The organism is Mycobacterium sp. NGS51 (genome assembly GCF_059812525.1).
Genome location: NZ_JCALCV010000017.1, coordinates 85,863 through 109,320, shown reverse-complemented (window position 1 = coordinate 109,320; position 23,458 = coordinate 85,863). Strand labels below are relative to the sequence as shown.

Annotated in this window: 22 protein-coding genes and 1 tRNA gene; 8 read left to right on the top strand and 15 right to left on the bottom strand. The window is 65.0% G+C overall.

What is annotated here, in order from left to right; genetic code table 11:
* Positions 1–60 precede the first annotated feature (60 nt).
* From thrB to argS, 5 genes are all read right to left on the bottom strand, one after another.
* On the bottom strand, positions 61–1,005 hold the full coding sequence (gene thrB, locus AC5Y5W_RS19745) for a homoserine kinase (RefSeq protein ID WP_500012158.1): 945 nt from the start codon (positions 1,003–1,005) through the stop codon (positions 61–63).
* Positions 1,002–2,093, bottom strand: a complete 1,092-nt coding sequence (gene thrC / locus AC5Y5W_RS19740; RefSeq protein WP_500012156.1) for a threonine synthase — start codon at positions 2,091–2,093, stop codon at positions 1,002–1,004. The genes thrB and thrC overlap by 4 nt, the downstream gene beginning before the upstream one ends.
* Positions 2,090–3,415, bottom strand: coding sequence for a homoserine dehydrogenase (locus AC5Y5W_RS19735; protein WP_500012154.1), 1,326 nt, complete (start codon positions 3,413–3,415; stop codon positions 2,090–2,092). The genes thrC and AC5Y5W_RS19735 overlap by 4 nt, the downstream gene beginning before the upstream one ends.
* Complete coding sequence (gene lysA / locus AC5Y5W_RS19730; protein WP_500012201.1) at positions 3,402–4,748, bottom strand: diaminopimelate decarboxylase; 1,347 nt, start codon at positions 4,746–4,748, stop codon at positions 3,402–3,404. The genes AC5Y5W_RS19735 and lysA overlap by 14 nt, the downstream gene beginning before the upstream one ends.
* An 80-nt stretch (positions 4,749–4,828) precedes the next feature.
* Entirely contained in the window at positions 4,829–6,481 is a 1,653-nt protein-coding gene (gene argS, locus AC5Y5W_RS19725) for an arginine--tRNA ligase (RefSeq protein ID WP_500012152.1), read from the bottom strand.
* Between the two features lie 113 nt (positions 6,482–6,594).
* Between argS and AC5Y5W_RS19720 the strand changes: the two genes are divergently transcribed.
* Positions 6,595–6,667: transfer RNA gene (locus AC5Y5W_RS19720), tRNA-Arg, on the top strand.
* A gap of 16 nt (positions 6,668–6,683) precedes the next feature.
* Here AC5Y5W_RS19720 and arsM read toward each other — a convergent pair.
* Positions 6,684–7,475, bottom strand: coding sequence for an arsenite methyltransferase (arsM, locus tag AC5Y5W_RS19715; protein WP_500012150.1), 792 nt, complete (start codon positions 7,473–7,475; stop codon positions 6,684–6,686).
* A 140-nt stretch (positions 7,476–7,615) separates the two neighbouring features.
* Here arsM and AC5Y5W_RS19710 point away from each other — a divergent pair, with 140 nt between their 5' ends.
* Positions 7,616–7,954 carry an ArsR/SmtB family transcription factor gene (locus AC5Y5W_RS19710; RefSeq protein WP_500012199.1) on the top strand — a complete coding sequence of 113 codons (339 nt, stop codon included), beginning with the start codon at positions 7,616–7,618 and terminating at the stop codon, positions 7,952–7,954.
* 51 nt (positions 7,955–8,005) lie between these two features.
* Here the strand turns inward: AC5Y5W_RS19710 and AC5Y5W_RS19705 are convergent, their stop codons facing one another.
* From AC5Y5W_RS19705 to AC5Y5W_RS19695, 3 genes are all read right to left on the bottom strand, one after another.
* Positions 8,006–8,290, bottom strand: a complete 285-nt coding sequence (locus AC5Y5W_RS19705; RefSeq protein ID WP_500012148.1) for a hypothetical protein — start codon at positions 8,288–8,290, stop codon at positions 8,006–8,008.
* Positions 8,291–8,358: 68 nt separating this feature from the next.
* A complete protein-coding gene (locus tag AC5Y5W_RS19700) occupies positions 8,359–9,444 on the bottom strand; it encodes a sulfite oxidase (protein WP_500012146.1) in 1,086 nt (361 codons plus the stop codon).
* A 65-nt stretch (positions 9,445–9,509) separates the two neighbouring features.
* Positions 9,510–10,388 (bottom strand): LLM class flavin-dependent oxidoreductase, encoded by an 879-nt coding sequence (locus AC5Y5W_RS19695; protein ID WP_500012197.1) that lies wholly within the window; start codon positions 10,386–10,388, stop codon positions 9,510–9,512.
* 39 nt (positions 10,389–10,427) lie between these two features.
* On the opposite strand from AC5Y5W_RS19695, the gene AC5Y5W_RS19690 reads away from it, so the two are divergent.
* A complete protein-coding gene (locus AC5Y5W_RS19690) occupies positions 10,428–10,841 on the top strand; it encodes a VOC family protein (protein WP_500012145.1) in 414 nt (137 codons plus the stop codon).
* A 100-nt stretch (positions 10,842–10,941) separates the two neighbouring features.
* A complete protein-coding gene (locus tag AC5Y5W_RS19685; RefSeq protein WP_500012143.1) occupies positions 10,942–11,328 on the top strand; it encodes a VOC family protein in 387 nt (128 codons plus the stop codon).
* A 90-nt stretch (positions 11,329–11,418) separates the two neighbouring features.
* On the opposite strand, the gene AC5Y5W_RS19680 is transcribed toward AC5Y5W_RS19685, so the two are convergent.
* The 5 genes from AC5Y5W_RS19680 to AC5Y5W_RS19660 all read right to left on the bottom strand — a co-directional run bounded on the left by AC5Y5W_RS19680 (position 11,419) and on the right by AC5Y5W_RS19660 (position 16,084).
* Positions 11,419–11,895: an Rrf2 family transcriptional regulator gene (locus tag AC5Y5W_RS19680; RefSeq protein ID WP_500012141.1), complete on the bottom strand. Its 477-nt coding sequence runs from the start codon at positions 11,893–11,895 to the stop codon at positions 11,419–11,421.
* A 27-nt stretch (positions 11,896–11,922) separates the two neighbouring features.
* Positions 11,923–12,651 carry a 3'(2'),5'-bisphosphate nucleotidase CysQ gene (locus tag AC5Y5W_RS19675; protein ID WP_500012139.1) on the bottom strand — a complete coding sequence of 243 codons (729 nt, stop codon included), beginning with the start codon at positions 12,649–12,651 and terminating at the stop codon, positions 11,923–11,925.
* A complete protein-coding gene (gene cysC / locus AC5Y5W_RS19670; protein ID WP_500012137.1) occupies positions 12,648–14,492 on the bottom strand; it encodes an adenylyl-sulfate kinase in 1,845 nt (614 codons plus the stop codon). Before cysC ends, AC5Y5W_RS19675 begins: the two co-directional genes overlap by 4 nt.
* Positions 14,492–15,448, bottom strand: a complete 957-nt coding sequence (cysD, locus tag AC5Y5W_RS19665) for a sulfate adenylyltransferase subunit CysD (protein WP_500012135.1) — start codon at positions 15,446–15,448, stop codon at positions 14,492–14,494. Before cysD ends, cysC begins: the two co-directional genes overlap by 1 nt.
* 144 nt (positions 15,449–15,592) lie before the next feature.
* Positions 15,593–16,084 carry a beta-class carbonic anhydrase gene (locus AC5Y5W_RS19660; RefSeq protein WP_500012133.1) on the bottom strand — a complete coding sequence of 164 codons (492 nt, stop codon included), beginning with the start codon at positions 16,082–16,084 and terminating at the stop codon, positions 15,593–15,595.
* Between the two features lie 167 nt (positions 16,085–16,251).
* On the opposite strand from AC5Y5W_RS19660, the gene AC5Y5W_RS19655 reads away from it, so the two are divergent.
* The 4 genes from AC5Y5W_RS19655 to AC5Y5W_RS19640 are packed head-to-tail and all read left to right on the top strand — an operon-like array spanning position 16,252 to position 21,656.
* Positions 16,252–17,229, top strand: coding sequence for an ABC transporter permease (locus AC5Y5W_RS19655; RefSeq protein ID WP_500012131.1), 978 nt, complete (start codon positions 16,252–16,254; stop codon positions 17,227–17,229).
* Positions 17,226–18,152 (top strand): ABC transporter permease, encoded by a 927-nt coding sequence (locus AC5Y5W_RS19650; RefSeq protein ID WP_500012129.1) that lies wholly within the window; start codon positions 17,226–17,228, stop codon positions 18,150–18,152. The genes AC5Y5W_RS19655 and AC5Y5W_RS19650 overlap by 4 nt, the downstream gene beginning before the upstream one ends.
* Positions 18,149–19,993, top strand: a complete 1,845-nt coding sequence (locus tag AC5Y5W_RS19645; RefSeq protein ID WP_500012128.1) for a dipeptide ABC transporter ATP-binding protein — start codon at positions 18,149–18,151, stop codon at positions 19,991–19,993. Before AC5Y5W_RS19650 ends, AC5Y5W_RS19645 begins: the two co-directional genes overlap by 4 nt.
* A gap of 1 nt (position 19,994) precedes the next feature.
* Positions 19,995–21,656, top strand: coding sequence for an ABC transporter family substrate-binding protein (locus AC5Y5W_RS19640; protein WP_500012195.1), 1,662 nt, complete (start codon positions 19,995–19,997; stop codon positions 21,654–21,656).
* Between the two features lie 75 nt (positions 21,657–21,731).
* On the opposite strand, the gene AC5Y5W_RS19635 is transcribed toward AC5Y5W_RS19640, so the two are convergent.
* Complete coding sequence (locus tag AC5Y5W_RS19635) at positions 21,732–23,324, bottom strand: GMC family oxidoreductase (RefSeq protein WP_500012126.1); 1,593 nt, start codon at positions 23,322–23,324, stop codon at positions 21,732–21,734.
* Between the last annotated feature and the right edge of the window lie 134 nt (positions 23,325–23,458).

Below are 23,458 nucleotides of genomic sequence, written 5' to 3'. Positions count from 1 at the left end.
CTCCGAGGATAACCCGCTTTGTGGTCGGAAGCAAGAAACCCCCGCCCTGGCCTGTTGGGGTCAATTGGAGGCGGCAACGCCGGCGCTCCAGCGAACTCCGTCGCCGACGGTCATCTCGCTGACAGCGAACCCATTTACGAGGCCGTACTCGACGGCCTCAGCGGGCAACTCTGGCTCCGTACTCAACGCGATCACCGCAGGTCCGGCACCGGAAAGCACAGCTGCAATGCCACAACGTCGCAACAGCCGAAGATATTCCGCAGAGGTCGACATCGCGGGGGCACGCTGCGGCTGGTGCAGCACATCCTCAGTTGCCGTCATCAGCAGATCGGGCCGCTCGGTGAGCGCGACCACCAACAGTGCTGCGCGGCTGATATTGAAGCGGGCGTCATCGTGGCTGACCTGGGTGGGAAGCAGCATCCGCGTCTCGGCGGTGGAGGAGCGATCTTCGGGAATCGCGGGAAACAAGTGGATGTCGGGATGAAGTCGCAGCCGTACCGCCGCGTAGCCCGGCGGGTTGCAGCTGCGGTCGATCCACGACACCACTGCGCCACCCAGTACGGAGGCCGCGGCGTTATCGGGGTGGCCTTCGAATTCCGACGCCAACTGAATGAGTTGGGTCTCATTCAAGAGCGTCGAATCCGCTTGCGCCAGAAGGCCATTAACCGACGCCAGGCCGCCGACCACAGCCGCCGCTGATGAGCCGAGACCGCGAGAGTGTGGAATGACGTTGCGGCATCGCACCACTAAGCCGGGCGCACTGACGCCCGCCGCCCGCAGTCCGCACCGGATGGCTCGAACCACCAGGTGACGCGCGTCCCGTGGAAGCTGATCGGCATCCTGGCCCTCAACCTCAACCTGCACGCCGGAATCTGTTGTCTCTACAATGATTTCGTCATAGACACTCAGCGCCAAGCCGATGCTGTCGAAGCCCGGGCCAAGATTGGCGCTGGACGCCGCAACGGTAGCGCTCGCCAGCAGCCCGGCCGGCAGCATTTGGGTCATGCCAGTCCCAACTTCGCGCCGACAGCTACCGGATCCACCGGCACGGCCGAGACGCTCGGCATGTCCTTCAGCGCGGTGTCCGGATCCTTGAGGCCATTGCCGGTCACGGTACATACCACCGTCGATCCACGCGGCACCCAGCCGTCCTCGATGGATTTGAGCAGACCGGCGACGCTGGCAGCGGATGCGGGTTCGACGAAGACTCCTTCAGCGCGCGCCACCAAGTGATAGGCAGCGAGAATCTCGTCGTCGGTGGCGGCCAGGAAGCGTCCGTTGGATTGTTGTTGCGCCTCGACGGCCGAGGACCACGACGCAGGCGAGCCGATCCGGATCGCAGTCGCGATGGTTTCGGGGTGGCTCACCGGTTCCCCCAACACCAGCGGCGCCGCACCGGCCGCCTGGGTGCCCAACATTCGCGGCAGTCTATCGGTGATCCCCTGCCGGTGGTATTCGTTGTAGCCCTTCCAATATGCGGTGATGTTGCCGGCGTTGCCGACTGGCAGCGCGTGGACGTCCGGCGCGCTGCCCAACGCATCGACGATTTCGAAGGCGGCCGTTTTCTGTCCCTCGATGCGTACCGGGTTGACGGAGTTGACCAAGGAGATCGTCGGGAAGTCGGCCGCCATCTTGCGGGCAAGTTCCAGACAGTCGTCGAAGTTGCCGTCGATTTGAATGATCTTGGCGCCGTGCATAACCGCCTGAGCCAGCTTGCCCATCGCGATTTTGCCCTGCGGTATCAACACCGCACAGGTGATGCCCGCGCGCGCAGCGTATGCGGCCGCCGAGGCCGAGGTGTTGCCGGTCGACGCGCACAGCACGGCCTGCTGGCCGCGGGCCACCGCATCGGTGACCGCCATCGTCATGCCGCGGTCTTTGAACGAACCGGTCGGGTTGAGGCCCTCGACCTTCAAATGCACTGTGCAGCCGGTCTGCTCGGAGAGTCTGGTCGCGTGGATCAACGGGGTGCCGCCCTCCAGCAGCGTGACCGGCGTCCAGTCATCACCGACCGGCAACCGGTCGCGGTAGGCGGCGATCACGCCCGGCCAGGGCTGGTGCGTGCCGGTTTTGGCGGTGCTCGTGGGACTCATGCGCTGGTTCCTTCCAGTCGCAGCACGCTGGCGACGGCCTGAACCGCATCCAAATCGGCCAGCGCGGCGACAGTCTCCGACAATGCGCTGTCGTTGGCCCAGTGGGTGACGACCACGACGCGTGCGCCGACCCGCTGGCCGTCGTCGTCGACGACCCCTTCCTGGCGGACCTCGGCGATACTGACTTCGCGTTTGGCGAACTCAGCTGCGACCGAAGACAGTACGCCCGGTTCGTCGGTAACGTTCATCCTGACGTAATAGCGAGTCAAGATGAGGCCCATCGGGGCGATCGGCAGCTGGGCATATCGGGACTCGCGCGGGCCACGGCTGCGCATTACCCGGTTGCGGGCGGCCATCACCAAGTCGCCGGTCACCGCCGACGCCGTGGGCGTCCCGCCGGCGCCCTGACCGTAGAACATCAGCCTGCCGGCGGCTTCGGCCTCGACGACCACGGCGTTGAATGCGCCGTTGACGGTGGCCAGCGGATGCTCGAATGGCACCAGCGCTGGATACACCCGTGCTGAAACCCGTTGCTTTTCGCCGGCGCGCGTAATGCGTTCACAAATCGACAACAGCTTGATGGTGCAGCCCAGGGCCCGTGCGGCCGCGAAGTCGTCGGGGGTGACCTTGGTGATGCCTTCGCGGTAGACGTCATCGGCGGTAACCCGGGTGTGGAACGCGATCGACGCCAAGATCGCGGCTTTGGCGGCGGCGTCGTAGCCTTCGACGTCGGCGGTGGGGTCGGCCTCGGCATAACCCAGCGCGCTCGCGTCGGCCAGTGCACTCGCGTAGTCGGCACCGGTCGAATCCATCTCGGAAAGGATGTAGTTGGTGGTGCCGTTGACGATGCCGGCCACCCGCTGCACCGTGTCGCCGGCCAGCGACTGGGTCAGCGGGCGGATGACGGGGATCGCACCGGCCACAGCCGCCTCGAAATAGAGGTCCACGTTGGCGCTTTCGGCTGCCTGCGCGAGCTCCCCGGTGGAGGTCGAGAGCAGGGCCTTGTTGGCGGTGACCACGGACTTGCCGCGTTCGAGCGCCGACAGGATCGCCTTGCGGGCCGGTTCGACCGGTCCCATCAGTTCGATGACGATGTCGACATCTTCACGCGAGACCAGTTCTTCGACATTGTCGGTGAGCATCTCGACCGGAACACCCCGGTCGGCGGCGACCCGTCGCACACCGATACCGCGCAGTACCAGCGGCGCGCCGATCCGGGCCGCGAGGTCGTCAGCACTGTCTTCGATGATCCGGACGACTTCGCTGCCGACGTTGCCCAGTCCCAGTACCGCTACCCCGACTGGCGTTTCAACTCTGCTCACGACTCACCTCCAGACACAGTAGATCGTCGACCGTCTCCCGGCGCAGAATTAGCCGAGCCTGCCCGTCCCGCACCGCGACGACCGCGGGACGGCCGATCAAGTTGTAGCGACTCGACAGCGAATAGCAGTACGCGCCGGTCGCTGCGACGGCCACCAGGTCACCCGGCCGTAAGTCGGCCGGCACCCAGGTATCGCGAACAACGATATCGCCACTCTCACAATGCTTTCCGACGACGCGGGCCAGCGTCGGCGGGGAGTCGCTGGCACGAGAGACCAGCCGAACGTCGTACTCCGCCCCGTAGAGCGCAGTGCGGATGTTGTCGCTCATGCCGCCGTCGACGCTGACATAACAGCGTTGCACAGCCGCGCTCACATCGACGTTCTTGACGGTGCCGACCTCGTAGAGGGTGATGGTCCCCGGCCCGGCGATGGCGCGTCCGGGTTCGACGATCAGCCGCGGTGCGGGCAAGCCCACGGCCGCTGACTCGTTCTGCACAATCGTGCTGAGCTTGGCGGCCAGATCGTGTATCGGCGGCGGATCGTCGGGCGGGAGATACGAGATACCCAGTCCACCACCAAGATCGACGATGGACATCTGCGCGGTCTTCTCGACGCCGAACTCAGCCACCACGTCGCGTAGCAGCCCGATGACGCGGTGCGCGGCCAACTCGAACCCGCCGACATCAAAGATCTGCGAGCCGATGTGACTGTGCAGGCCGACCAGCCTCAGGTGATCGGCGGCAAAGACCCGGCGCACCGCGGTCATCGCCGCGCCGTTGGCCAGCGAGAGCCCGAACTTCTGGTCCTCGTGTGCCGTGGAGATGAATTCGTGGGTGTGCGCCTCCACGCCGACGGTGACCCGGACCAGGACGTCCTGAACGACGCCGGCCTCACCCGCGATCACGTCGAGACGTTCGATCTCGGTCATCGAGTCCAACACGACATGACCAATTCCGGCCTTGACCGCCGCGGTCAACTCCGCCACCGATTTGTTGTTGCCGTGCAGAGCGATCCGCTCAGCGGGGAACCCGGCGTGCAGCGCCACGGCAAGCTCCCCGCCGGTGGCTACGTCAAGTGAGAGACCTTCCTGGTCGACCCAGCGGGCAATCTCGCTCGACAGGAACGCTTTCGCGGCGTAGTGCACGTTGCCCCCGCCGCCGAAGGCTGCCGCGATCTCTCGGCAGCGCGAACGGAAGTCGTCTTCGTCGATGATGAACAGCGGCGTGCCGTACTCGCGTGCCAGCTCGGTCACTTTCGTCCCAGCGAGACTGACCACGCCGTCGTCGCCGCGAGTCACGTTGCGCGGCCACACATTCGGCGCCAGCTGCAGCATCTCCTGCGCGGTCTGCGGCCGCGGTGGAGCGCTGGCGTGATGACTCTCTTCGGCGTGCCGCGGACCGGCGGGATGCGCGTTCACATTCGCTCCGGAGCGCTGACACCCAGGATCGCCAAACCGTTGGCGATGACCTGGCGGGTGGCCTGGCACAGCGCCAGGCGGGCGGCGTGCAATTGGTTGGGTTCCTCGTCGCCCTGCGGCAACACCCGGCACGAGTCGTAGAAGCGGTGGTAGTCCCCGGCGAGGTCTTCCAGGTAGCGGCACACCCGGTGCGGTTCCCGCAGCGACGCCGCGGTTTTCAGTACCCGGGGGAATTCACCCAGCCCGCGGATGAGCGTGCCCTCCTTGTCGTGGGTGAGCAACTCCAGGTGACCGGTGTCAGGGATCAGTCCGAGTTCGACGGCGTTGCGGGCCAATGCGGAGAGCCGGGCATGTGCGTATTGCACGTAGTAGACCGGGTTTTCGTTGGATGCCGACGACCACAATGCCAGGTCGATGTCGATCGGGGTATCCACTGAGGACCGAATCAGGCTGTAGCGGGCGGCGTCGACGCCGATGGCCTCCACGAGGTCGTCGAGGGTGATCACGGTGCCGGCCCGCTTGCTCATCTTCACCGGCTGGCCGTCGCGGACCAGGTTGACCATCTGGCCGATGAGCACCTCGACGGTGGCCGGGTCGTCGCCGAAGGCGGCCGCCGCGGCCTTCAGCCGGGAGATGTAGCCGTGGTGGTCGGCGCCGAGCATGTAGATGCACAAGTCGAAACCGCGTTCGCGCTTGTCCAAGTAGTAGGCGAGATCGCCGGCGATGTAGGCGGGTCGACCGTCGCTTTTGATGACAACACGGTCCTTGTCGTCACCAAAGGCGCTGGTGCGCAACCATGTTGCGCCGTCCTTTTCGTAGATGTTGCCGTTTTCCCGCAGTCGGGCGATGGCGTGCTCGACACGGCCGCTGGTGTGCATCGACTCTTCGTGGGTGTAGACGTCGAAGTCGGTGCCGAACTCGTGCAGCGACTCCTTGATGTGGGTGAACATCAAGTCGACGCCGATCGCCCGGAAGGTTTCGTGCTGCTGGGCTTCGGGTTGGCTGAGCGCCTCAGGGGCTATTTCAAGCACCTGGGCGGCGATGTCGCTGATGTAGCTGCCCGCGTAGCCGTCCTCGGGCGTCGGCTCCCCCGTGGCGGCGGCGATCAGCGAGTTGGTGAACCGGTCGATCTGTGCGCCGTGGTCGTTGAAGTAGTACTCACGGGTGACGGCGGCGCCCTGGGTCGTCAGCAACCGGCCCAGCGCGTCGCCGACGGCGGCCCAGCGGGTGCCGCCGATGTGGATCGGTCCGGTGGGGTTGGCCGAGACGAACTCCAGGTTGACCCGGTGGGCGGCCTGGGTGTCGGAGTGGCCGTAGGTGGGGCCGGCGTCGATGACGTTATTGACGATGACACCCTGCGCCGAGGCGTCCAGGCGCAAGTTGATGAAGCCTGGTCCGGCCACCTCCGCCGAGGCGATGCCGTCGGCCTGGGCCAGTGCCTCAGCAAGCCACCCGGCGAGCTCGCGAGGGTTGGCGCCGACCTTCTTGGCGAGTTGCAGCGCCAGGTTGCTGGCGTAGTCGCCATGCTCGGGGTTACGCGGCCGCTCAACCGTCACCGCGTCCGGCAGCGCGGCAGCATCGAGCCCGTGCTCGGTCAGCACCGCGGTCGCGGTGGCCTTGAGCAACTCGGCCAGGTCGGCGGGGGTCACGAGGGTCCATCCTATTGGCTGGGGTGCCTGGGCCCCGAATCGCTCCGGTCGTCGGACAGCCGCTTTGATGAGTTAGTCTGTCGGAGCCCCACGGCGCAGCATGTCACGCGTGCGCCCCCGTAGCTCAGGGGATAGAGCGTCTGCCTCCGGAGCAGAAGGCCGCAGGTTCGAATCCTGCCGGGGGCACTCCCGTCGTCGCAGGTCACTCGCCAGACGATTCGGCGGATTTGGTGGCGCGAATGATCGCGGCGTGCATTCCGTCGGCGACTTGGTGAGTGAAAGTGACTGAGGCATCGGTGAATCCGGCCGCGCCTAGGCCGTCGAGGTATTCCTGTTTGGACAGGGCTCCGGCGATGCAGCCGTAATAGGAGCCGCGCTCGGCGCGGTCGGGCGGGGTCAGATGGTCCTCCGCGACAACGTCGGAAATCCCGATCCGGCCACCGGGGACCAGGACGCGAAACATTTCGGCGAGCACGGTCGCCTTGTCGACGGACAAGTTGATAACGCAGTTGGAGATCACTACGTCGACGGCAGCGTCCGGCAGCGGGATGTCCTCGATGGTGCCTTTGCGGAATTCGACGTTGGTGGCGCCGGCTTTCGCCTTGTTCGCTTCGGCAAGGGCCAGCATCTCGTCGGTCATATCGACGCCGTAGGCGAACCCGTCCGGCCCGACACGCTGCGCCGAGAGCAGAACGTCGATCCCGCCGCCGGAGCCCAAGTCAAGGACACGTTCGCCCTGGTGAAGCTCCGCGACGGCGGTCGGGTTGCCACAACCCAGGCTCGCTGCAACAGCATCAGCGGGTAATTCGGAATGTTCACCAGCGCTGTATAAGCCGGCGCCGAATGAGATGTTGAGGTCCGCCGAGCCGCCCGACGCGCAACAGCTCTCCGCAGTCAGCACGTCGGTGTTGGTCGCGCCGGTGCTCACCGCCGCCGCGGCCGCGGCGTAGCGCTCCCGTACTTGTTCGCGGAGTTCCGAGTCTTCGGTCGCCATTTCCAATGCTCCTTCATATCGATGTCTGTCGATGTGACAAAGGTGCCGCATCCATCGATGGTTGTCAATGGGTGTGGCAGAATCGGGGCGTGCCACGCACTGCTGCGCCCACGACTGCGGAATCGTCGCTCGTCGCCGACATGGCGGCGTGCTGCAGCCCGCTCACCGGTGCGGTGCTGGACAGTGCGGCCGCCGAACAGTTAGCTGCAGTGCTCAAAGCGCTTGCCGAGCCGACGCGGCTGCGCCTGGTATCCCTGATCGCGGCGCATGAGGGCGCCGAGGCGTGTGTCTGCGAGCTGACCGACCCCGTGGGTCTATCGCAGCCGACCGTGTCGCACCATTTGAAGATCCTCGTCGAGGCCGGGCTAATTGAACGGGAGCAGCGCGGCAAATGGGCGTATTACCGGCTCGTACCTGACGTGTTGGACACGCTGGCCGACACACTGGGCAGCACCACTCGGCCACATCGGCGGGTGTGAACTGCCCGAGAACCTTGATCTAGGACAGTTATTAACGCCCGCGTCGCCGCGTCACCGCGCAGCGGAGTCGGCCTGGGGCTTATCTTGGCGTCCGCGAATCTCTCTGCGTAACGCGATGATCTGCTTTTCCAGCTCGAAGATCGCGGTGCTGGTGTGCCGGATCGCGACCAACATGACGACGAGCAGCTTGAGCGGGTTGCGCCCGGCTTTCACGCCCAGCTTGGCCAGCGCGTCGCGGAGCTCGCGGCTGGTCACTGCCTCAGGATCGAGTTCATAGTTACGAATCTGGCTGAAACTTTGGTGTTCTTCCTCATCCAGCTGTTCATCTTTTTTCATAAGTCCCGACCGTAGAGCAGGACACGACAAGCGCACTGCGGTTTGGTCCCAACACCTCAGCGCATCGGTTACGTAATGTCGACGTGGACACGGGGCCAGGAATTGTTGGCGTAGCCCTTCGGGTTCCAGAGCGACGCAGCCGATTCGGGGTGAGTGGCACCCGTCGCGTCCCATGCGCGGGCCATCACCGTCAACGGTCCCGGCCGAGTCGTCACGGTCAGCGACCAGTGCTGCCACGCCCATCGGCTCGCTGGCGGGTTGAGTTCGGCTGTGCGCCAGCTGCGACCCTCATCGAGCGACACGTCAACCCGGGCGATGCCGTGATTGCCGTCGGCGAAGGCATACCCGTGAATGGTCAGCGATCCACTGGGAACTCGGCCACCGTCGGTGGGAGCAAGAATGTCGCAATTCAGCGGCACCGACGACAACGAGATGCCTTCACCCGGAGCGACGGTGTCGGGGTCGCGGTCCGCGGGCAGCAGCCGGTAGGCCACTGCTTGAAAATAGTTCTGCGACGGCGACTCTTGCACCGTGACGGTGTCGACCCATTTGACGCTGCGGGCGCCGATGTATCCAGGCACGACTACCCGCACTGGGCCGCCGTGGATCCGTGGCAGCGGTTGATGATTCATCTCCCAGGCCAGCAGCACTTCGTCCGACATGGCCTTTTTCAACGGAATCGAACCACCGAAAACCTGAGCCGGCGAGGCTATCGAAGACCTGTCGGGAGCCGCGAACGCGACGTGCAAGCCGTGGTCAGGACGGGCATCGGCGGCGTCGAGCACGTCTGCCAGTGCGACGCCGCGCCATACCGCCGTCGAGGTCGCTCCCGAGCCCCACGGATCCTCACCGACAATGTGGCGAATCTCGTTGAACTCGTCGCGCCGGTTGCCCGCGCACTGCAAAGTGGCGATAACAGTGTGGACCTTGAACGCGCTGGTCAGCTCCTCGAAGCTCAAACTCAGCGGCTTGGCGACGAGTCCATCGACACGCAGGCGCCAACTGTGGACCGGGATGTCGGGAATCGGACCGTGATTGCGGCAATAGAACGTATTCAGCGGGGTGATTTCGCTCCTGGCCAGCTCCGCGGCTGCAGCTTCAGCGTTGAACGGGCAGTGCTCGTGCACGATGGTGGCCGCGCTCTTACCCCACATCTGTCCAGCTTGCCGCAAGATCGCGGTTTGCTGAGCGATTGCGACGCGGAGCCGGCAATCTCCGCCTAAAGCTCAGCTGCGACGTCGGCGGCTCGCCTAAGTTGGTCCAGATCGGAACTGGTTGGAATGAGTTGGATTTCGTCGGTGCCGATCGCTTTGAAGCTGCGCAGCACCGCCAGCAGTTCTTCCTCACTACCGGCAAATCCCGTCGCGGGGGCCATCGCATCGACGTACTCCGCCGGTATCCAGTTCATGTAGCGGCGCAGGTGCCGGTGCACCTGTTCCCGGGCATCATCGCCGGACCCGAGCGCAAACCAGAACGACGTTGCCAAGTGGGGTGGGGCCTTGCCGGCCTCGGCCCACGCGGCCCGTGCCACGTCGAACAGCTCGTTCTGCTTTGTGGCGTCGACGTCCAACGTGGTACCGGCCAGCCCGTCGGCCCAGGCGGAAGCGCTGCGGATGGTCTTGGGCCCGATGCTGCCGACCAGCAGCGGCGGCCCACCTGGCTGCGCCGGTGCCGGCCCCACTGGCGACACCGACTCGGTGATCTTCTCGCCCGCCCACACGCGCTTCATGATCGCTACCCGCTCAGCCATGCCGCGCATCGTTTGCGTCGCCACGTCTGCGCCCACCGCCTGGTAGTCCTCGTTGCGCCCGCCTATCCCGATACCGACCGCCAGGCGGCCGCCGCACAGCATGTCCCCTGTGGCCAGCGCCTTGGCCAGCATCACGGGGTCATGCAGCTGGGGCACGATCACCGTCGTCACCAACCGGGCTCGATCGGTCCATGCGGCCAGCGCACCCAGCAGGGTCACAGTGTCGGGGTTTTCGAATGCGATCCGCTCGCCCCAGCACAGTGACGAGAACGGCCCCTCGTCGATCGCACGCGCCCAGGCCGCTAGCACACCCGCATCCAAATCCGGCTCCATCACCGGCATCGTCATTGCTATCTGCACGACCGTGATTCTGGCAGCATGTCTCGGGTGGGCATCACCACCACCTCTATTGCGCACCTTCGGCTCACCGTGACCGATATCGAGCGATCCCGCCGGTTCTACGAGAGTGTGTTCGGTTGGCCGGTTTTGCTTGAGGTGCCCGACAACGCCGGGGCCGCGACCCGCAACCAACTCGGGTTTCTATTCGGTGGTGTCATCTACGACCTGGGCGGTGCGCTGATCGGTTTACGTCCGGTTGCGAACGACCGCTTTGACGAGGACCGCGTCGGCTTGGACCATCTCGCTTTCCGGGCCGCCAGCAAGGACGAATTAGATGCTGCAGCCGAGCATCTCGACGATTTGGGTATCGACCACGAGCCGGTCAAGGACATCGGACCGTCCTACATCCTGGAGTTCCGCGACCCGGACAACATCGCCTTGGAGTTGACCGCCCCGAAGTAGTCGACACCCCCCGCGAGTGTGCGCAGAATGACATCAGTTGCGGCGTGTCGACGTACAAACACGCACGCTCGCCGGAGATCCGGAGATATGGAGCAGCACAATGCCGATTGCTTTCAACCACACCATCGTCGCGGCTCGCAACAAGCGGGAGTCGGCGACATTTCTGACCGAATTGTTTGGGCTGCCGGATCCGGTACCGTTCGGGCACTTCTTGAGCGTCCGACTCGAGCACGGCGCCGACCTCGACTACTCCGAGGTCCCCGACGGCGCGGAGATCCATCCACAGCACTATGCGTTTCTGGTTTCCGAAGAGGACTTCGACGCGATCTACGGCAAAATTCAGTCGCGCGGGCTGCAGCACTGGGCGGATCCGCGAGGCCAGCGGCCCGGCGAGATCAACCACAACGACGGCGGTCGCGGCGTGTACTTCCAAGACCCCAGCGGTCACTTCCTGGAGATCATCACCCGGCCATACGGTTCGGGCTGAAACTAATCGTCAAGTTTGCGAGCGACGCGAGCGTGCGCAAAACCGGCTTTTGACTCGGCGTGTCGGCCGCGGACACGCACGCTCGCGCGGTTACGGGCGGGGGCCGTGGCGCTGGCTTTCCTGGTCCCGATAGTCATCGGCAAGCTGCGCGACGTGTTTGGGCAGGTTGCTCGACGCCACGTCGGCCACCGTCGTTTCCTCCAGCACCGAGCGCATGCTGGCCCGCAACGCCCGCCATACGTCGGTGAGCGCGGCGGTCGGACCGGAATAGGGCAGATCGCCGAGCCCGATGTCGCGGACACTGGCCAGCGGCCCGTCAATGCAGCGCAACACGTCGCCGATGCTGATTTCGGTGCCGGGGCGCGCCAGTTCATAGCCGCCGTCGCGGCCGCGGTGGCTGCGGACCAGACGATCAGTGCGGAGGTCGGACAGAATGTCGACGAGAAACTGCGAAGGTATGCCCTGCGCTTGGGCCAGCTCGTCGGTTTTGACCAGTGCGCCGTCGTCGACCGTTGCTAGTTGCACCATCGCGCGCACCGCGTATTCCGCCTTGGCCGACATCCGCATGCTGTGGATTCTGCCACTGCTCTGCGGTTAGCCGGTCGCAGCCAACACGGCCTTGGCGTATTCGGGACGGCATACCACCACGTCGGGCAACAGCGGGTCGGCACGGTTGTACTCCAGTGGTGTCCCGTCGATCCGCGAGGTGTGCAGTCCGGCCGCCCGGGCCACTGCGACAGGTGCTGCGGAATCCCATTCGTATTGCCCGCCGGCGTGGACGTAGACATCGGCCAAACCCTGCACGACGGCGGCCACCTTGGCTCCGGCCGATCCCATCGCCACCAGGGTGCCGTCGAGGTGGTCACGGACCCGCAGGACAATGGCCGGCGGCCGGGTGCGGGATACCACGATTCGCGGCGGACCGGAATATGCCGGTGGGAACGCGACGTCGGGTGTGGCCAGCGTGACACCTTGCGCGGGCAGCGCGACCGCCCCGGCAACGAGTTCCCCAGATTCCCACAGGGCGACATGCACTGCCCAGTCATCGCGGCCGAGCTCAGAGAACTCCCGAGTGCCATCCAACGGGTCGACGATCCACACCCGGCGGGCCTGCAACCGCACCGGATTGTCGGCGCCTTCTTCGGAAAGCACCGCATCCTCGGGCCGCTCACGCGCCAGGGCATCCATCAACAAATCGTGGGAGCGCTTGTCCCCCGCCGCTTTTCGCTCGCCCTCCGTCGCGTGGGACAGCTCGTCTCGCACGGCAAGCAGCAGCTCACCGGCCTGACCGGCTAGCTGCGCGGCCAGCTCGCGATCGTTCACGCGCCGGGCTCGAGCAGGTCGATGACTTGCTGCGCCAACTCCTCGAGGCTGCGGTCCGACGCGAGCCGCAGATCGGGGTTTTTCGGCCGCTGATAGGGACTGTCGATACCGGTGAAATGCGTGATCAATCCGGCGCGGGCCTTCGCATAAAGACCCTTCGGGTCCCGTTTCTCGCAGTCCTCCAGCGGCGTGTCACAGAACACCTCGACGAATTCGAGGCCGGCCTCGACGTGGACCTGTCGGGCCAGTTCGCGGTGCTCGACAAGTGGGCTGATCGCCGGTACCAGCACGGTGTGGCCCGAATCGGCGAGCAAGGCCGCCACGTGCGCCAGCCGGCGCAGATTCTCGGCCCGGTCGGCCATGGAAAATCCCAGATCGGCGTTCAGGCCGTGCCGCAGGTTGTCGCCGTCGAGAACATAAGCAGGCACGTCTTGTTCCAGTAGCTTGCGCTCGACCAGCATGGCCACTGAGGACTTGCCCGACCCCGACAGACCGGTGAACCACACGGTGCGACCCCGCGCCATCCGGTCCTCGGCGGTCACCAGCGACGTGTGCCGCACCGTGTTCGGGCTCGCGGTGCGGGCCGAGACGTCGCGCAGCACCATGCCCGCCGCCACGGTGCCATTGGTGGCCGGGTCGATGAGGATGAACGATCCGGTGCTGGCGTTACGGCTGTATTCGTCGAGCAGCAGCGGCACCTGGGTGCGCAGTGAGATGCGGCCAAGCTCGTTGAGCTGCAATGCTGTTGCGGACTTGTCGCGGTGCAGGGTGTTGACATCGAGCCGGTAGTCCAGCTCGGTGACCCGCACCCGAGTGGTGCGGGTGGTGTGTTTGATGATGTAGTCGCGGCCGGCCTCCAGGGCCGCGGAATCGGCCATCCAGCACACCGTCGCGTCGAATTCCTGGGCCACCCTGGGCTGATTGGTGGGCCGGGCGATCATGTCGCCGCGGGATATGTCGATGTCGTCGGCGAGGCTCACCGAAACCGCCATCGGTGGGAACGCTTCCTCCACCGGTCCGGTCGCCCCTTCGATCGCCGTGATGCGACTGGTTTTACCGGTCGGCAGCACCGTTACGTCGTCGCCGGGACGCATGACCCCACTGGCCACGGTGCCGGCGTAGCTGCGGTGGTCTTGATGCTCGCGAGTCTGTGGCCGGATGACGTACTGAACGGGGAACCGCACGTCGACCATGTTGCGGTCGCCGGCGATATAGACCTCCTCGAGGTGCGACAGCAGCGCCGGCCCGTCGTACCAGGGTGTCTGGTCGGACTTGGTCACCACATTGTCGCCGTGCAGCGCCGACATCGGGATGGTGGCCACGTCATGCACGTCCAGACGCGTGGTGAAGGCATGGAACTCGTCGCGAATCGCGTCGAACACCTGCTGGTCCCAGCCGATCAAGTCCATCTTGTTGACCGCGAGCACAATGTGCTGGATGCCCAACAGCGACGCCAGGAAGGTGTGCCGACGGGATTGCTCCAGCAGGCCGTGGCGGGCATCGACCAACACGATCGCCAACTGGGCGGTGGACGCCCCGGTCACCATGTTGCGGGTGTACTGGATGTGGCCCGGCGTGTCCGCGATGATGAATTTCCGCTTGGGCGTGGCGAAGTAGCGGTAGGCCACGTCGATCGTGATGCCCTGCTCGCGCTCGGCGCGCAGACCGTCGGTGACCAACGCCAGATCGGTGTAGTCGTGGCCGCGCTCTTTGGAAGTGCGCTCCACCGATGCCCACTGGTCTTCCATGACGGCCTTGGAGTCATACAGCAGCCGCCCGATCAGCGTGGACTTGCCGTCGTCGACGGAGCCCGCCGTCGCGATGCGGAGCAGTGTCGCCATCAGAAGTACCCCTGCCGTTTGCGGTCTTCCATGCCCGACTCGGAGATGCGGTCGTCGGCCCGGGTCGCGCCGCGCTCAGTCAGCCGTGACACTGCAGTCTCGGCGATGACCTCGGCCACGGTGGTCGCAGTCGATTCCACGCAGCCGGTACAGGTGACGTCGCCAACGGTGCGGAATCGCACCGTCGTCTCGAACACCTCTTCCTCCGCGCGGGGTTGCATGTGCCGGTGGACGGCCAGCAGCATCCCGTCGCGCTCGAAGACCTTCCGTCGGTGGGCGAAGTAAATCGACGGCAACATCACCTTCTCAGCGCCGATGTAGGACCAGATGTCGAACTCGGTCCAGTTCGACAGCGGGAACACCCGAATGTGCTCACCCTTGTGATGGCGCCCGTTGTAGAGGTTCCACAGCTCTGGGCGCTGGGCCTTGGGGTCCCATTGGCCGAACTCGTCGCGGAAACTGAACACCCGCTCTTTGGCGCGGGCCTTCTCCTCGTCGCGCCGCGCGCCGCCGAACGCCGCGTCGAATTTGTTCTCCCGGATCGCACGCAGCAGCGTCACCGTCTGAATGGGGTTGCGCGACGGGATGGTCTCGACGACCCGGCCGGCATCGATGTCGTCTTGCACCGAAGCCACCACCAGTCGCACGCCTGTCTGCGCGACCAGCTCGTCGCGGGTGGCGATGACCTCGTCGAAGTTGTGCCCGGTGTCCACGTGCATGACCGGGAACGGCAGCCGGCCCGGGCGGAACGCCTTGAGCGCCAGATGCAGCATCACAATGGAGTCCTTGCCGCCGGAAAACAACAGCACCGGACGCTCGAACTCGGCGGCCACTTCGCGAATGATGTGGATGGCCTCGGCCTCCAGTAAACGCAGATGGCTGAGCTCGTATTGCCCGGGAACCGGGCGGCGATCATCGTGTCCGGCCGCTGGGCCGGCGGTCACATGGCTGGTCATGGGCCCCCGCAGGATTCTGGGTAAAGTAGGCTGGATTGGCCATCTTTCTGAGCTTTACCACGTATAAAACCAGCGGTGACCGCGGCTTGTCAATCAACTGGCGCGCGGGACAGGAAGCTCAGGCCGGCGCGCTCGTCCCCGCGCCTAGACGGTGACCTCGTTCAGCTTGCCGGTGGCGACGTCGAAGACGAAGCCGCGCAGCGACTCGTGCTTGGTGACGAACGGGCTGGACTCGATGCGACGTAATGACTGCCGAACATCTTCGGCCGAGTCGGGAAAGGATTCGGCGGCCCAGGACGGTCTGATACCGGTCTCGTCGACAATGCTGCGCTTGAAGTCGTCATCGGTGAAGGTGAGCATTCCGCAGTCGGTGTGGTGAATCAGGATGATCTCCCGGGTACCCAGCAACCGCTGGCTGATCGCCAGCGACCGGATCGCATCGTCGGTAACCACGCCGCCGGCATTGCGAATGACGTGCGCCTCGCCCTCCTCAATCCCGAGCATGCGATAGACGTCCAGTCGTGCATCCATACACGCGACGATTGCCACGTGTTTGCTTGGCGGCATCGGCAGCGGCCCGTTGAAGGAATTTGCGTATTCGGCGTTGTGAGCCAGGTAGTCATCGGTAACCGTCACGCCAATCTCCTTGATTTGTTTGCTGGATCAAGCACTCGGGTGGCTGATTTTAACAATCGGCGACTCCGGTTTCACCGGTCCGAATCAACCGGATCGGATCTGTTCGCGTGAATCGGTGAGTGCATCTCATACCCTGTGCCCATGCGACACGGGCGGGGCCGGCGGGCATGATCGGCTTCCTGGTGCGCCGGTTACTGAACTACATCGTGCTGTTGGCGTTGGCGTCGTTTTTGGCGTTCTGCCTGACCTCGCTGACCTTTCATCCGCTGGACAGTCTCATCCAGCGCCACCCAACGCCGCCGCCGGAGGCCATTCACGCCAAAGCCGCTCAGCTTGGCTTGGACAAGCCCATACCCGTCCGGTACGCACACTGGATATCCGGCGCGGTCCGCGGTGACTTCGGCGCCACGGTGGACGGTCACCCCGTCTCCGAACAGCTGTGGCGCCGGATCGGGGTCAGTCTGCGGCTGGTCGTGATCGGTTCGGTGCTGGGCACGGTGATCGGCGTCGTCGCGGGGGCCTGGGGAGCGATTCGGCAGTACCGCTTGAGCGACCGCGTGGTCACGGTGTTGTCGCTGATCACCCTGAGCATCCCCACCTTCGTGATGGCGGGTCTGCTCATCCTGGCCGGGTTGCGGGTGAACATGCTGACCGGGGTGCGCATCTTTCTGTACACCGGTGAGACGTCGCCGATTCCGCTCGCTGGATTTTGGGACCAGTTCGTCGACCGCGCGCAGCACATCGTGCTGCCGACGCTCGCACTGGCACTTGGCGCGATCGCGAGTTTCAGCCGCTACCAGCGCAACGCGATGCTCGACGTGCTGGGCGAGGACTTCATTCGGACCGCTCGCGCCAAAGGCCTGAGCCGTCGGCGCGCCCTGTTCAAACACGGCCTGCGCACCGCGCTGATCCCGATGGCCACGCTGTTCGCCTACGGGGTCGCCGGGCTGGTCGTTGGCGCGATTTTCGTCGAGAAGATCTTCGGCTGGCATGGCATGGGCGAATGGGCGGTGCAGGGCATCTCGACTCAAGACACCAACGTTGTCGTGGCGATCACGGTGTTCTCCGGCTCGGCGATTCTGCTTGCCGGACTCTTATCCGACGTCATCTACGCGGCGCTGGATCCGAGGATTCGGGTGTCATGACGCAGGAAGCTGCCACACCGGTGCGATCGGCCACGCACCCGGCCGTATTCATGTCGCGACGAAACCTCGTGGTACGTCGGTTCCTCCGCAACAGGCCCGCGGCGGTGGCATTGGCTCTGTTGGTGTTGCTGTTCGTCGGCTGTTACGCGCTGCCACTGCTCCTTCCCTACGGCTACACCGCTCTCGACTACGACGCGCTGCTGCAGCCGCCGTCACTGCAGCACTGGTTCGGCACCAACGCGCTTGGCCAGGATCTGCTGGCGCGGACCCTGCGCGGCATGCAGAAGTCGATGCTGATCGGTTTCTGCGTGGCAGTGATCTCGACCAGTATCGCCGCCGCCGTGGGGTCGGTGGCGGGTTACTTCGGCGGCTGGCGCGACCGGACGCTGATGTGGCTGGTGGACCTGCTGCTGGTGGTGCCGAGTTTCCTCCTGATCGCGATCATCACCCCCCGCATCAAGGGGTCAAGCAGCATTCTGTGGCTCGTCGTGTTGCTCGCGCTGTTCGGCTGGATGGTCAGCTCGCGGATGGTGCGCGGTTTGACGATGAGCTTGCGTGAACGCGAATTCGTCCGGGCGGCACGGTATATGGGAGTGCCAAGCCGCCGCATCATCATTCGTCACATCGTGCCGAACGTGGCTTCGATCCTCATCATCGATGCGACGCTCAACGTCGGCTTCGCGATCTTGGCCGAAACGGGCTTGAGCTTCCTGGGGTTCGGTGTTCAACCACCCGACGTGTCGCTGGGCACGCTGATCGCGGACGGCACCCCTTCGGCCACCACGTTCCCGTGGGTCTTCCTGGTTCCGGCGGGGGCGTTGGTGCTGATCGTCTTATGTGCCAACCTCGCCGGAGACGGTCTACGGGACGCACTGGATCCCGGCAGCCGATCACCAGGCCGCAAGAAGCGACACCCACGGTGAGTGCGCTGCTGGAGGTGACGGATCTGAACGTCAGCTTCGAAACCGACGACGCGCGCGTGCCCGCGGTACGCGACATGAGTTATCACATCGATCCGGGTGAAGTCGTCGCTATCGTCGGCGAATCCGGCTCGGGCAAAACCACTGCCGCGATGGCCGTCGTCGGATTGCTACCCGAAGACGTTGACGTGTCGGGATCAGTACGGTTGCACGGCGAGGAGCTGCTCGGGCGGTCCGACCAAGCGATGTCACGGATTCGCGGTAAGGCGATCGGCACCGTGTTTCAAGACCCGATGTCGGCGCTGACGCCCGTCTACACCGTCGGCGACCAGATAGCCGAGGCCATCGAGATCCACAACCGCCAGATCAGCCGAGCCGGTGCCCGCAAGCGCGCCGTGGAACTGCTCGAACTGGTCGGCATCGCGCAGCCAGGGCGCCGGGCGAGAGCCTTCCCGCACGAGCTGTCCGGCGGCGAGCGGCAGCGGGTGGTGATCGCGATCGCGATCGCCAACAATCCGGACCTGCTGATTTGCGACGAACCGACCACCGCGCTGGACGTCACCGTGCAGGCGCAGATCCTGGACGTACTGCGAACCGCGCGCGACGCCACCGGCGCCGGCGTGCTGATCATCACCCACGACCTGGGTGTGGTGTCGGAGTTCGCCGATCGCGCGCTGGTCATGTACGCCGGACGTCCAGTCGAAATCGCTGCCGTCGACGAGCTTTACCGTGACCGTCGGATGCCGTACACGGTCGGGTTGCTGGGTTCGGTGCCGCGACTTGACGCCCCGCAGGGCACCCGGCTGATTCCGATCCCGGGCGCGCCGCCAGTGATGACGGCGCTGCCCCCTGGAGCCTGTCCGTTCGTTCCCCGCTGTCCGCTGGCGATCGACGAATGCCGTTCGGCCGAGCCCGATCTCGTCACTGTCCGGGATGGCCACTGGGCAGCCTGCATCCGCACCGACGACGTCGCGGGACGCAGTGCGGCCGAAGTCTTCGGCGTGTCAACGGAACCGGTGACCGGCGACAACACGGACGGCGAACCACCGGTGGTGCTGCACGTCACCGACCTTACCAAGACCTATCGACTCACCAAGGGTGTGGTTTTGCGCAGACAGGTAGGTGAGGTACGTGCGGTCTCTCGCGTCAGCTTCACTGTGGAACAGGGCCGCACCCTGGGCATTGTCGGTGAATCCGGTTCGGGCAAGTCGACGACGCTGTCCCAGATTCTCGAGCTCGCCAAGCCCCAGGCGGGTTCCATCGAGATTCTCGGCACCGACGTTGCGACCCTGAGCTCGGCTGCCCGTCGCAAGCTGCGAACCGAGTTGCAGGTGGTGTTCCAGGATCCGGTCGCGTCGCTGGACCCCCGGCTGCCGGTGTACGATGTCGTCGCGGAACCGTTGGCCGCCAATGGGTTTGACAGAAGTCAGCGCGAGAAACGGGTCGCCGAGCTGCTGACGATTGTTGGACTGAACCACGCCGACGCCAGCCGCTATCCCGCCGAGTTCTCCGGCGGGCAGAAACAGCGGATCGGTATCGCGCGGGCACTGGCACTGCGGCCGAAGATTCTGGCGCTCGACGAACCGGTGTCGGCACTTGACGTGTCGATCCAGGCGGGCATCATCAACCTGCTGCTGGACTTGCAACAGCAATTCGGATTGTCGTATCTGTTTGTATCGCATGACCTTTCGGTGGTCAAACACCTGGCACACCGGGTGGCGGTGATGTACCGGGGAACGATCGTGGAACAGGGTGACGGCGAGCAGGTGTTCACCAACCCGCAGCACGAATACACCCGTCGACTACTGGCCGCGGTCCCGCAGGCGCACGCAGATGTTCGTTAGCATCGTCCGGGTGATCGTTCGCTGGCTTGCGCTGCTGGCTTGTGTGATCGTTGCGGGCTGCTCAGCCGGGTACCAGGACGTGCCTGAGACACACGCCGCACGGGTCGGCACCACCAGTGACATCAACCCCCGCGACCCGGCGACGCTGCGCGACGGCGGCGACCTGCGACTCGCGCTGACCTCTTTCCCGCCGAACTTCAACAACTGGAACATCGACGGCAACACGGCCGACCTCGGTTCGGTTATCTCCCCGACGCTGCCGGGGGCGTTCATCACCCAAGCCGACGGGTCGCTCAAACTCAACACCGACTACTTCCTCGGCGCCGAGCTGACCGGTACCGACCCTCAGGTCGTCACGTACACCATCAACCCGAAAGCAGTGTGGAGCGACGGCACCCCAATCACCTGGGAAGACCTCAAATCGCAGGTCGACGCGTGCAGCGGCCGCGACAAGCGGTATTTGATCGCCAGCCGAGCCGGGTTCGAACAGGTGAAGTCGGTGACCAGAGGCGTTGACGAGCACCAAGCGGTGATCACGTTCGACAAGCCGTACGCGGAGTGGCGCGGGATGTTTGCCGGCGGCATGCAACCACGCAGCATGACAGCGAACCCCGACGTCTTCAACAAGGGCCAACTCGACGCTCCGGGCCCATCGGCCGGGCCGTTCATCGTGACCACGATCGACCGGACCGCGCAACGCATTGTGTTGAACCGAAATCCGAGCTGGTGGGGCGCCAAGCCGCGGCTGAACTCCATCACATTTTTAGTCCTCGACGCCACCGCCGTCATCCCCGCCCTGCAGAACAACGCGATCGATGCCGCCGGCGTAAGCACGCTCGACGACATGGTGACCGCGCAACGCACCCCCGGCATCGTGATCCGGAGCGCACCGGCACCTACCTGGTATCACTTCACCTTCAACGGCGCACCCGGATCCATCCTGGCCGACGAGAAGCTGCGGCTGGCGATCTGTCGAGGCATCGACCGTCAGGCCATCGTCAGCATCGTGCAGCACGGGCTGACCGGCAATCCGGCGCCGCTGAACAACCATATTTACGTCGCCGGCCAGGTTGGTTACGAAAACAACAGCGCGCCAGCAGCTTACAACCCTGACCAAGCGCGCAGGGACTTGGACGCGCAAGGATGGAAGCTCAACGGCTCAGTGCGCGAGAGGAATGGCAAACAGCTCGTTATCCGCGACGTGTTCTACGACGGCCCATCGGCGCGCCAGATCGCCTTGGTGGCCCAGCAGAACCTGGCGCACATCGGTGTCAAGCTGGTACTCGACCCCAAGCCGGGCACCGGGTTCTTCAGCCAGCACGTGGCCGTCGGCGACTTCGACATGGTGCAATTCGGTTGGGTGGGTAACGCTTTCCCGCTGTCTGCGCTACCGCAGATCTACACCTCGGACGGCGACAGCAATTTCGGCAAGATCGGCAACCCCACGATCGACGCCAAAATCGACGAGACGCTATCCGAGCTGGACCCGGACAAGGCCAGCGTGCTCGCCAATCAGGTCGACACGATGATCTGGCAGGAAGGCTTCAACTTGCCGCTGTTCCAATCGCCCGGCGACATCGCGGTGCGCAGCAATCTGGCCAACTACGGCGCGCCCGGACTGGCCGACGTGGTGTACACCGCGATCGGGTTCTTGCGAGAGTAAGCCGATCGCCGAGTGTGAAACCACTGCGAAAAGCCCGCGAAAACATCGCAACAGCTTCACGTTCGGCGAAGCGCACTAACCGCGGATCAAATCCGCCGCCTTCTCCCCGATCAGGATCGACGGCGCGTGGGTATGCCCGCGGATGGTGCTCGGCATCACCGACGCGTCGGCAACTCGCAGCGCATCGACGCCGCGGACCCGCAGCTGCGGGTCCACCACGCTGGCGTCGTCGCTGCCCATCCGGCAGGTGCCGACCGGGTGATACAGGGTGTGCGAACAGGTCTCGAGCGCGTCCTCGAGGGTGGCCTCATTGAGCTCGCCGGCATTGCGCGGTCGTGCGATCGCACCGAGCCGGCCCTTCAGCGCCGGGGCTTCGGCGATCTGCGCGCAGATTCGCAGGCCGGCCATCATCGCGGCGCGGTCCACGCCGGCGGGATCGGACAGATACCGCGGTTCGATGGTCGGCTTGGCGTGCGGATCGGCCGAGCGCAACAGGATCTGCCCGCGGCTTTCCGGTCTGACCAGGATCGGTCCGAACACAACACCATGCCCGGGCGGTGCGGGTAGCAGCCCCTCGTCGTAAAACGGTGCGGGGGCGAAGATCAACTCGAGGTCAGGCAGGGCCAACTCGGGCCGGCTGCGGACAAAACCATATGCCTCACCGACATTGGAGGTGAGCATGCCCCGGTGCCGGAGCAGGTAGTTGATCAGCTGTTTGGGCTTCTCGGCGGCGAACAGGCTGTCCTCGGCTACCTCGAACCCCAGCGGCGTGACCAGGTGGTCGCACAAATTCTGGCCGACCTCGGGCGCATGGCACACCGTGTCGATGCCGTGGTCGTCGAGGTGGTCGCGGTGGCCGATGCCGGAGAGCATCAGCAACTGCGGGCTGTTGATGGCGCCGCCGCAGAGCACCACCTCCCGGCGCGCGTGCGCCATGCGCCGTTGGCCGTCGTGTTCGAATTCGACACCGACTGCCCGGCCACCGTCGATGACGACACGGGTCGCGGTGGCCTCAGTAAGCACTTGCAGGTTCTTGCGACGCATCGCCGGCCTGAGATAGGCGTCGACGATGCTGCACCGGCTGCCGTTACGCTGAGTGACGACCGTTTGGCAGAAGCCTTCCGGCTCAGCGGAATTCGGGCGCGCAGCACCGAATCCGCATTCGCGTGCCGCTGCCAGCCAGGCCGCCGTCAACGGACGCGCGCTGCGCTGTGGCGACACATACACTGGACCGGTCACTCCGCTGTCGTCACCGCTAACGAACGGCCACGCCGACGTGACGTTCTCGATGCGCCGGAAGTAGCCCAGCGCCTCGGCGTAGCCCCATTCCCGTCCCGCGTGCTCGGCCCACTCGTCGTAGTCAGCCTGGAATCCGCGCACCCACATCATCGCGTTCATCGACGACGAGCCGCCGAGTACTTTGCCTCGCGGCCAATATATTTCGCGACCGCCCAGCTCTTTCTGCGGTTCGGTCAGATAATCCCAGTCCACCTCGCTGCGGTATAGCTTGGAGAACGCCGCAGGGATACGGATGAATCTGTTTTTGTCCGGCGGTCCGGCTTCCAAAGCCAGCACCGTGGTCGCTGGATCCGCGCTGAGCCGATTGGCGAGCACCGAACCCGCCGAACCGGTTCCGACGATCACGTAGTCGCAATCGACGTCTGCCATGATGTCTCCCCTATTGTCCTGCTCATTGAATCAGCTATCGGCTCACGTGGCTGCCGGATTTGTTGGGACACGATCCGTGATATTGGCCAGAGTTCAGCGACATCGACACTGCTCAGCCGGACAGGTGGGCCATT

Coding starts and splice junctions, on each gene's coding strand:
- AC5Y5W_RS19650 (WP_500012129.1), top strand. CDS start 17,226: ATGACGCAGGAAGCTGCCACACCGGTGCGATCGGCCACGCACCCGGCC.
- arsM (WP_500012150.1), bottom strand. CDS start 7,475: ATGGCGACCGAAGACTCGGAACTCCGCGAACAAGTACGGGAGCGCTAC.
- AC5Y5W_RS19685 (WP_500012143.1), top strand. CDS start 10,942: ATGCCGATTGCTTTCAACCACACCATCGTCGCGGCTCGCAACAAGCGG.
- AC5Y5W_RS19655 (WP_500012131.1), top strand. CDS start 16,252: ATGATCGGCTTCCTGGTGCGCCGGTTACTGAACTACATCGTGCTGTTG.
- AC5Y5W_RS19695 (WP_500012197.1), bottom strand. CDS start 10,388: ATGACGATGCCGGTGATGGAGCCGGATTTGGATGCGGGTGTGCTAGCG.
- thrB (WP_500012158.1), bottom strand. CDS start 1,005: ATGACCCAAATGCTGCCGGCCGGGCTGCTGGCGAGCGCTACCGTTGCG.
- AC5Y5W_RS19705 (WP_500012148.1), bottom strand. CDS start 8,290: ATGAAAAAAGATGAACAGCTGGATGAGGAAGAACACCAAAGTTTCAGC.
- cysC (WP_500012137.1), bottom strand. CDS start 14,492: ATGGCGACACTGCTCCGCATCGCGACGGCGGGCTCCGTCGACGACGGC.
- AC5Y5W_RS19635 (WP_500012126.1), bottom strand. CDS start 23,324: ATGGCAGACGTCGATTGCGACTACGTGATCGTCGGAACCGGTTCGGCG.
- AC5Y5W_RS19710 (WP_500012199.1), top strand. CDS start 7,616: ATGGCGGCGTGCTGCAGCCCGCTCACCGGTGCGGTGCTGGACAGTGCG.
- lysA (WP_500012201.1), bottom strand. CDS start 4,748: ATGCTGCAGCTGGCGCCGAATGTGTGGCCGCGCAACGTGACTCGCGGC.
- AC5Y5W_RS19680 (WP_500012141.1), bottom strand. CDS start 11,895: ATGCGGATGTCGGCCAAGGCGGAATACGCGGTGCGCGCGATGGTGCAA.
- AC5Y5W_RS19700 (WP_500012146.1), bottom strand. CDS start 9,444: ATGTGGGGTAAGAGCGCGGCCACCATCGTGCACGAGCACTGCCCGTTC.
- thrC (WP_500012156.1), bottom strand. CDS start 2,093: ATGAGTCCCACGAGCACCGCCAAAACCGGCACGCACCAGCCCTGGCCG.
- cysD (WP_500012135.1), bottom strand. CDS start 15,448: ATGACCAGCCATGTGACCGCCGGCCCAGCGGCCGGACACGATGATCGC.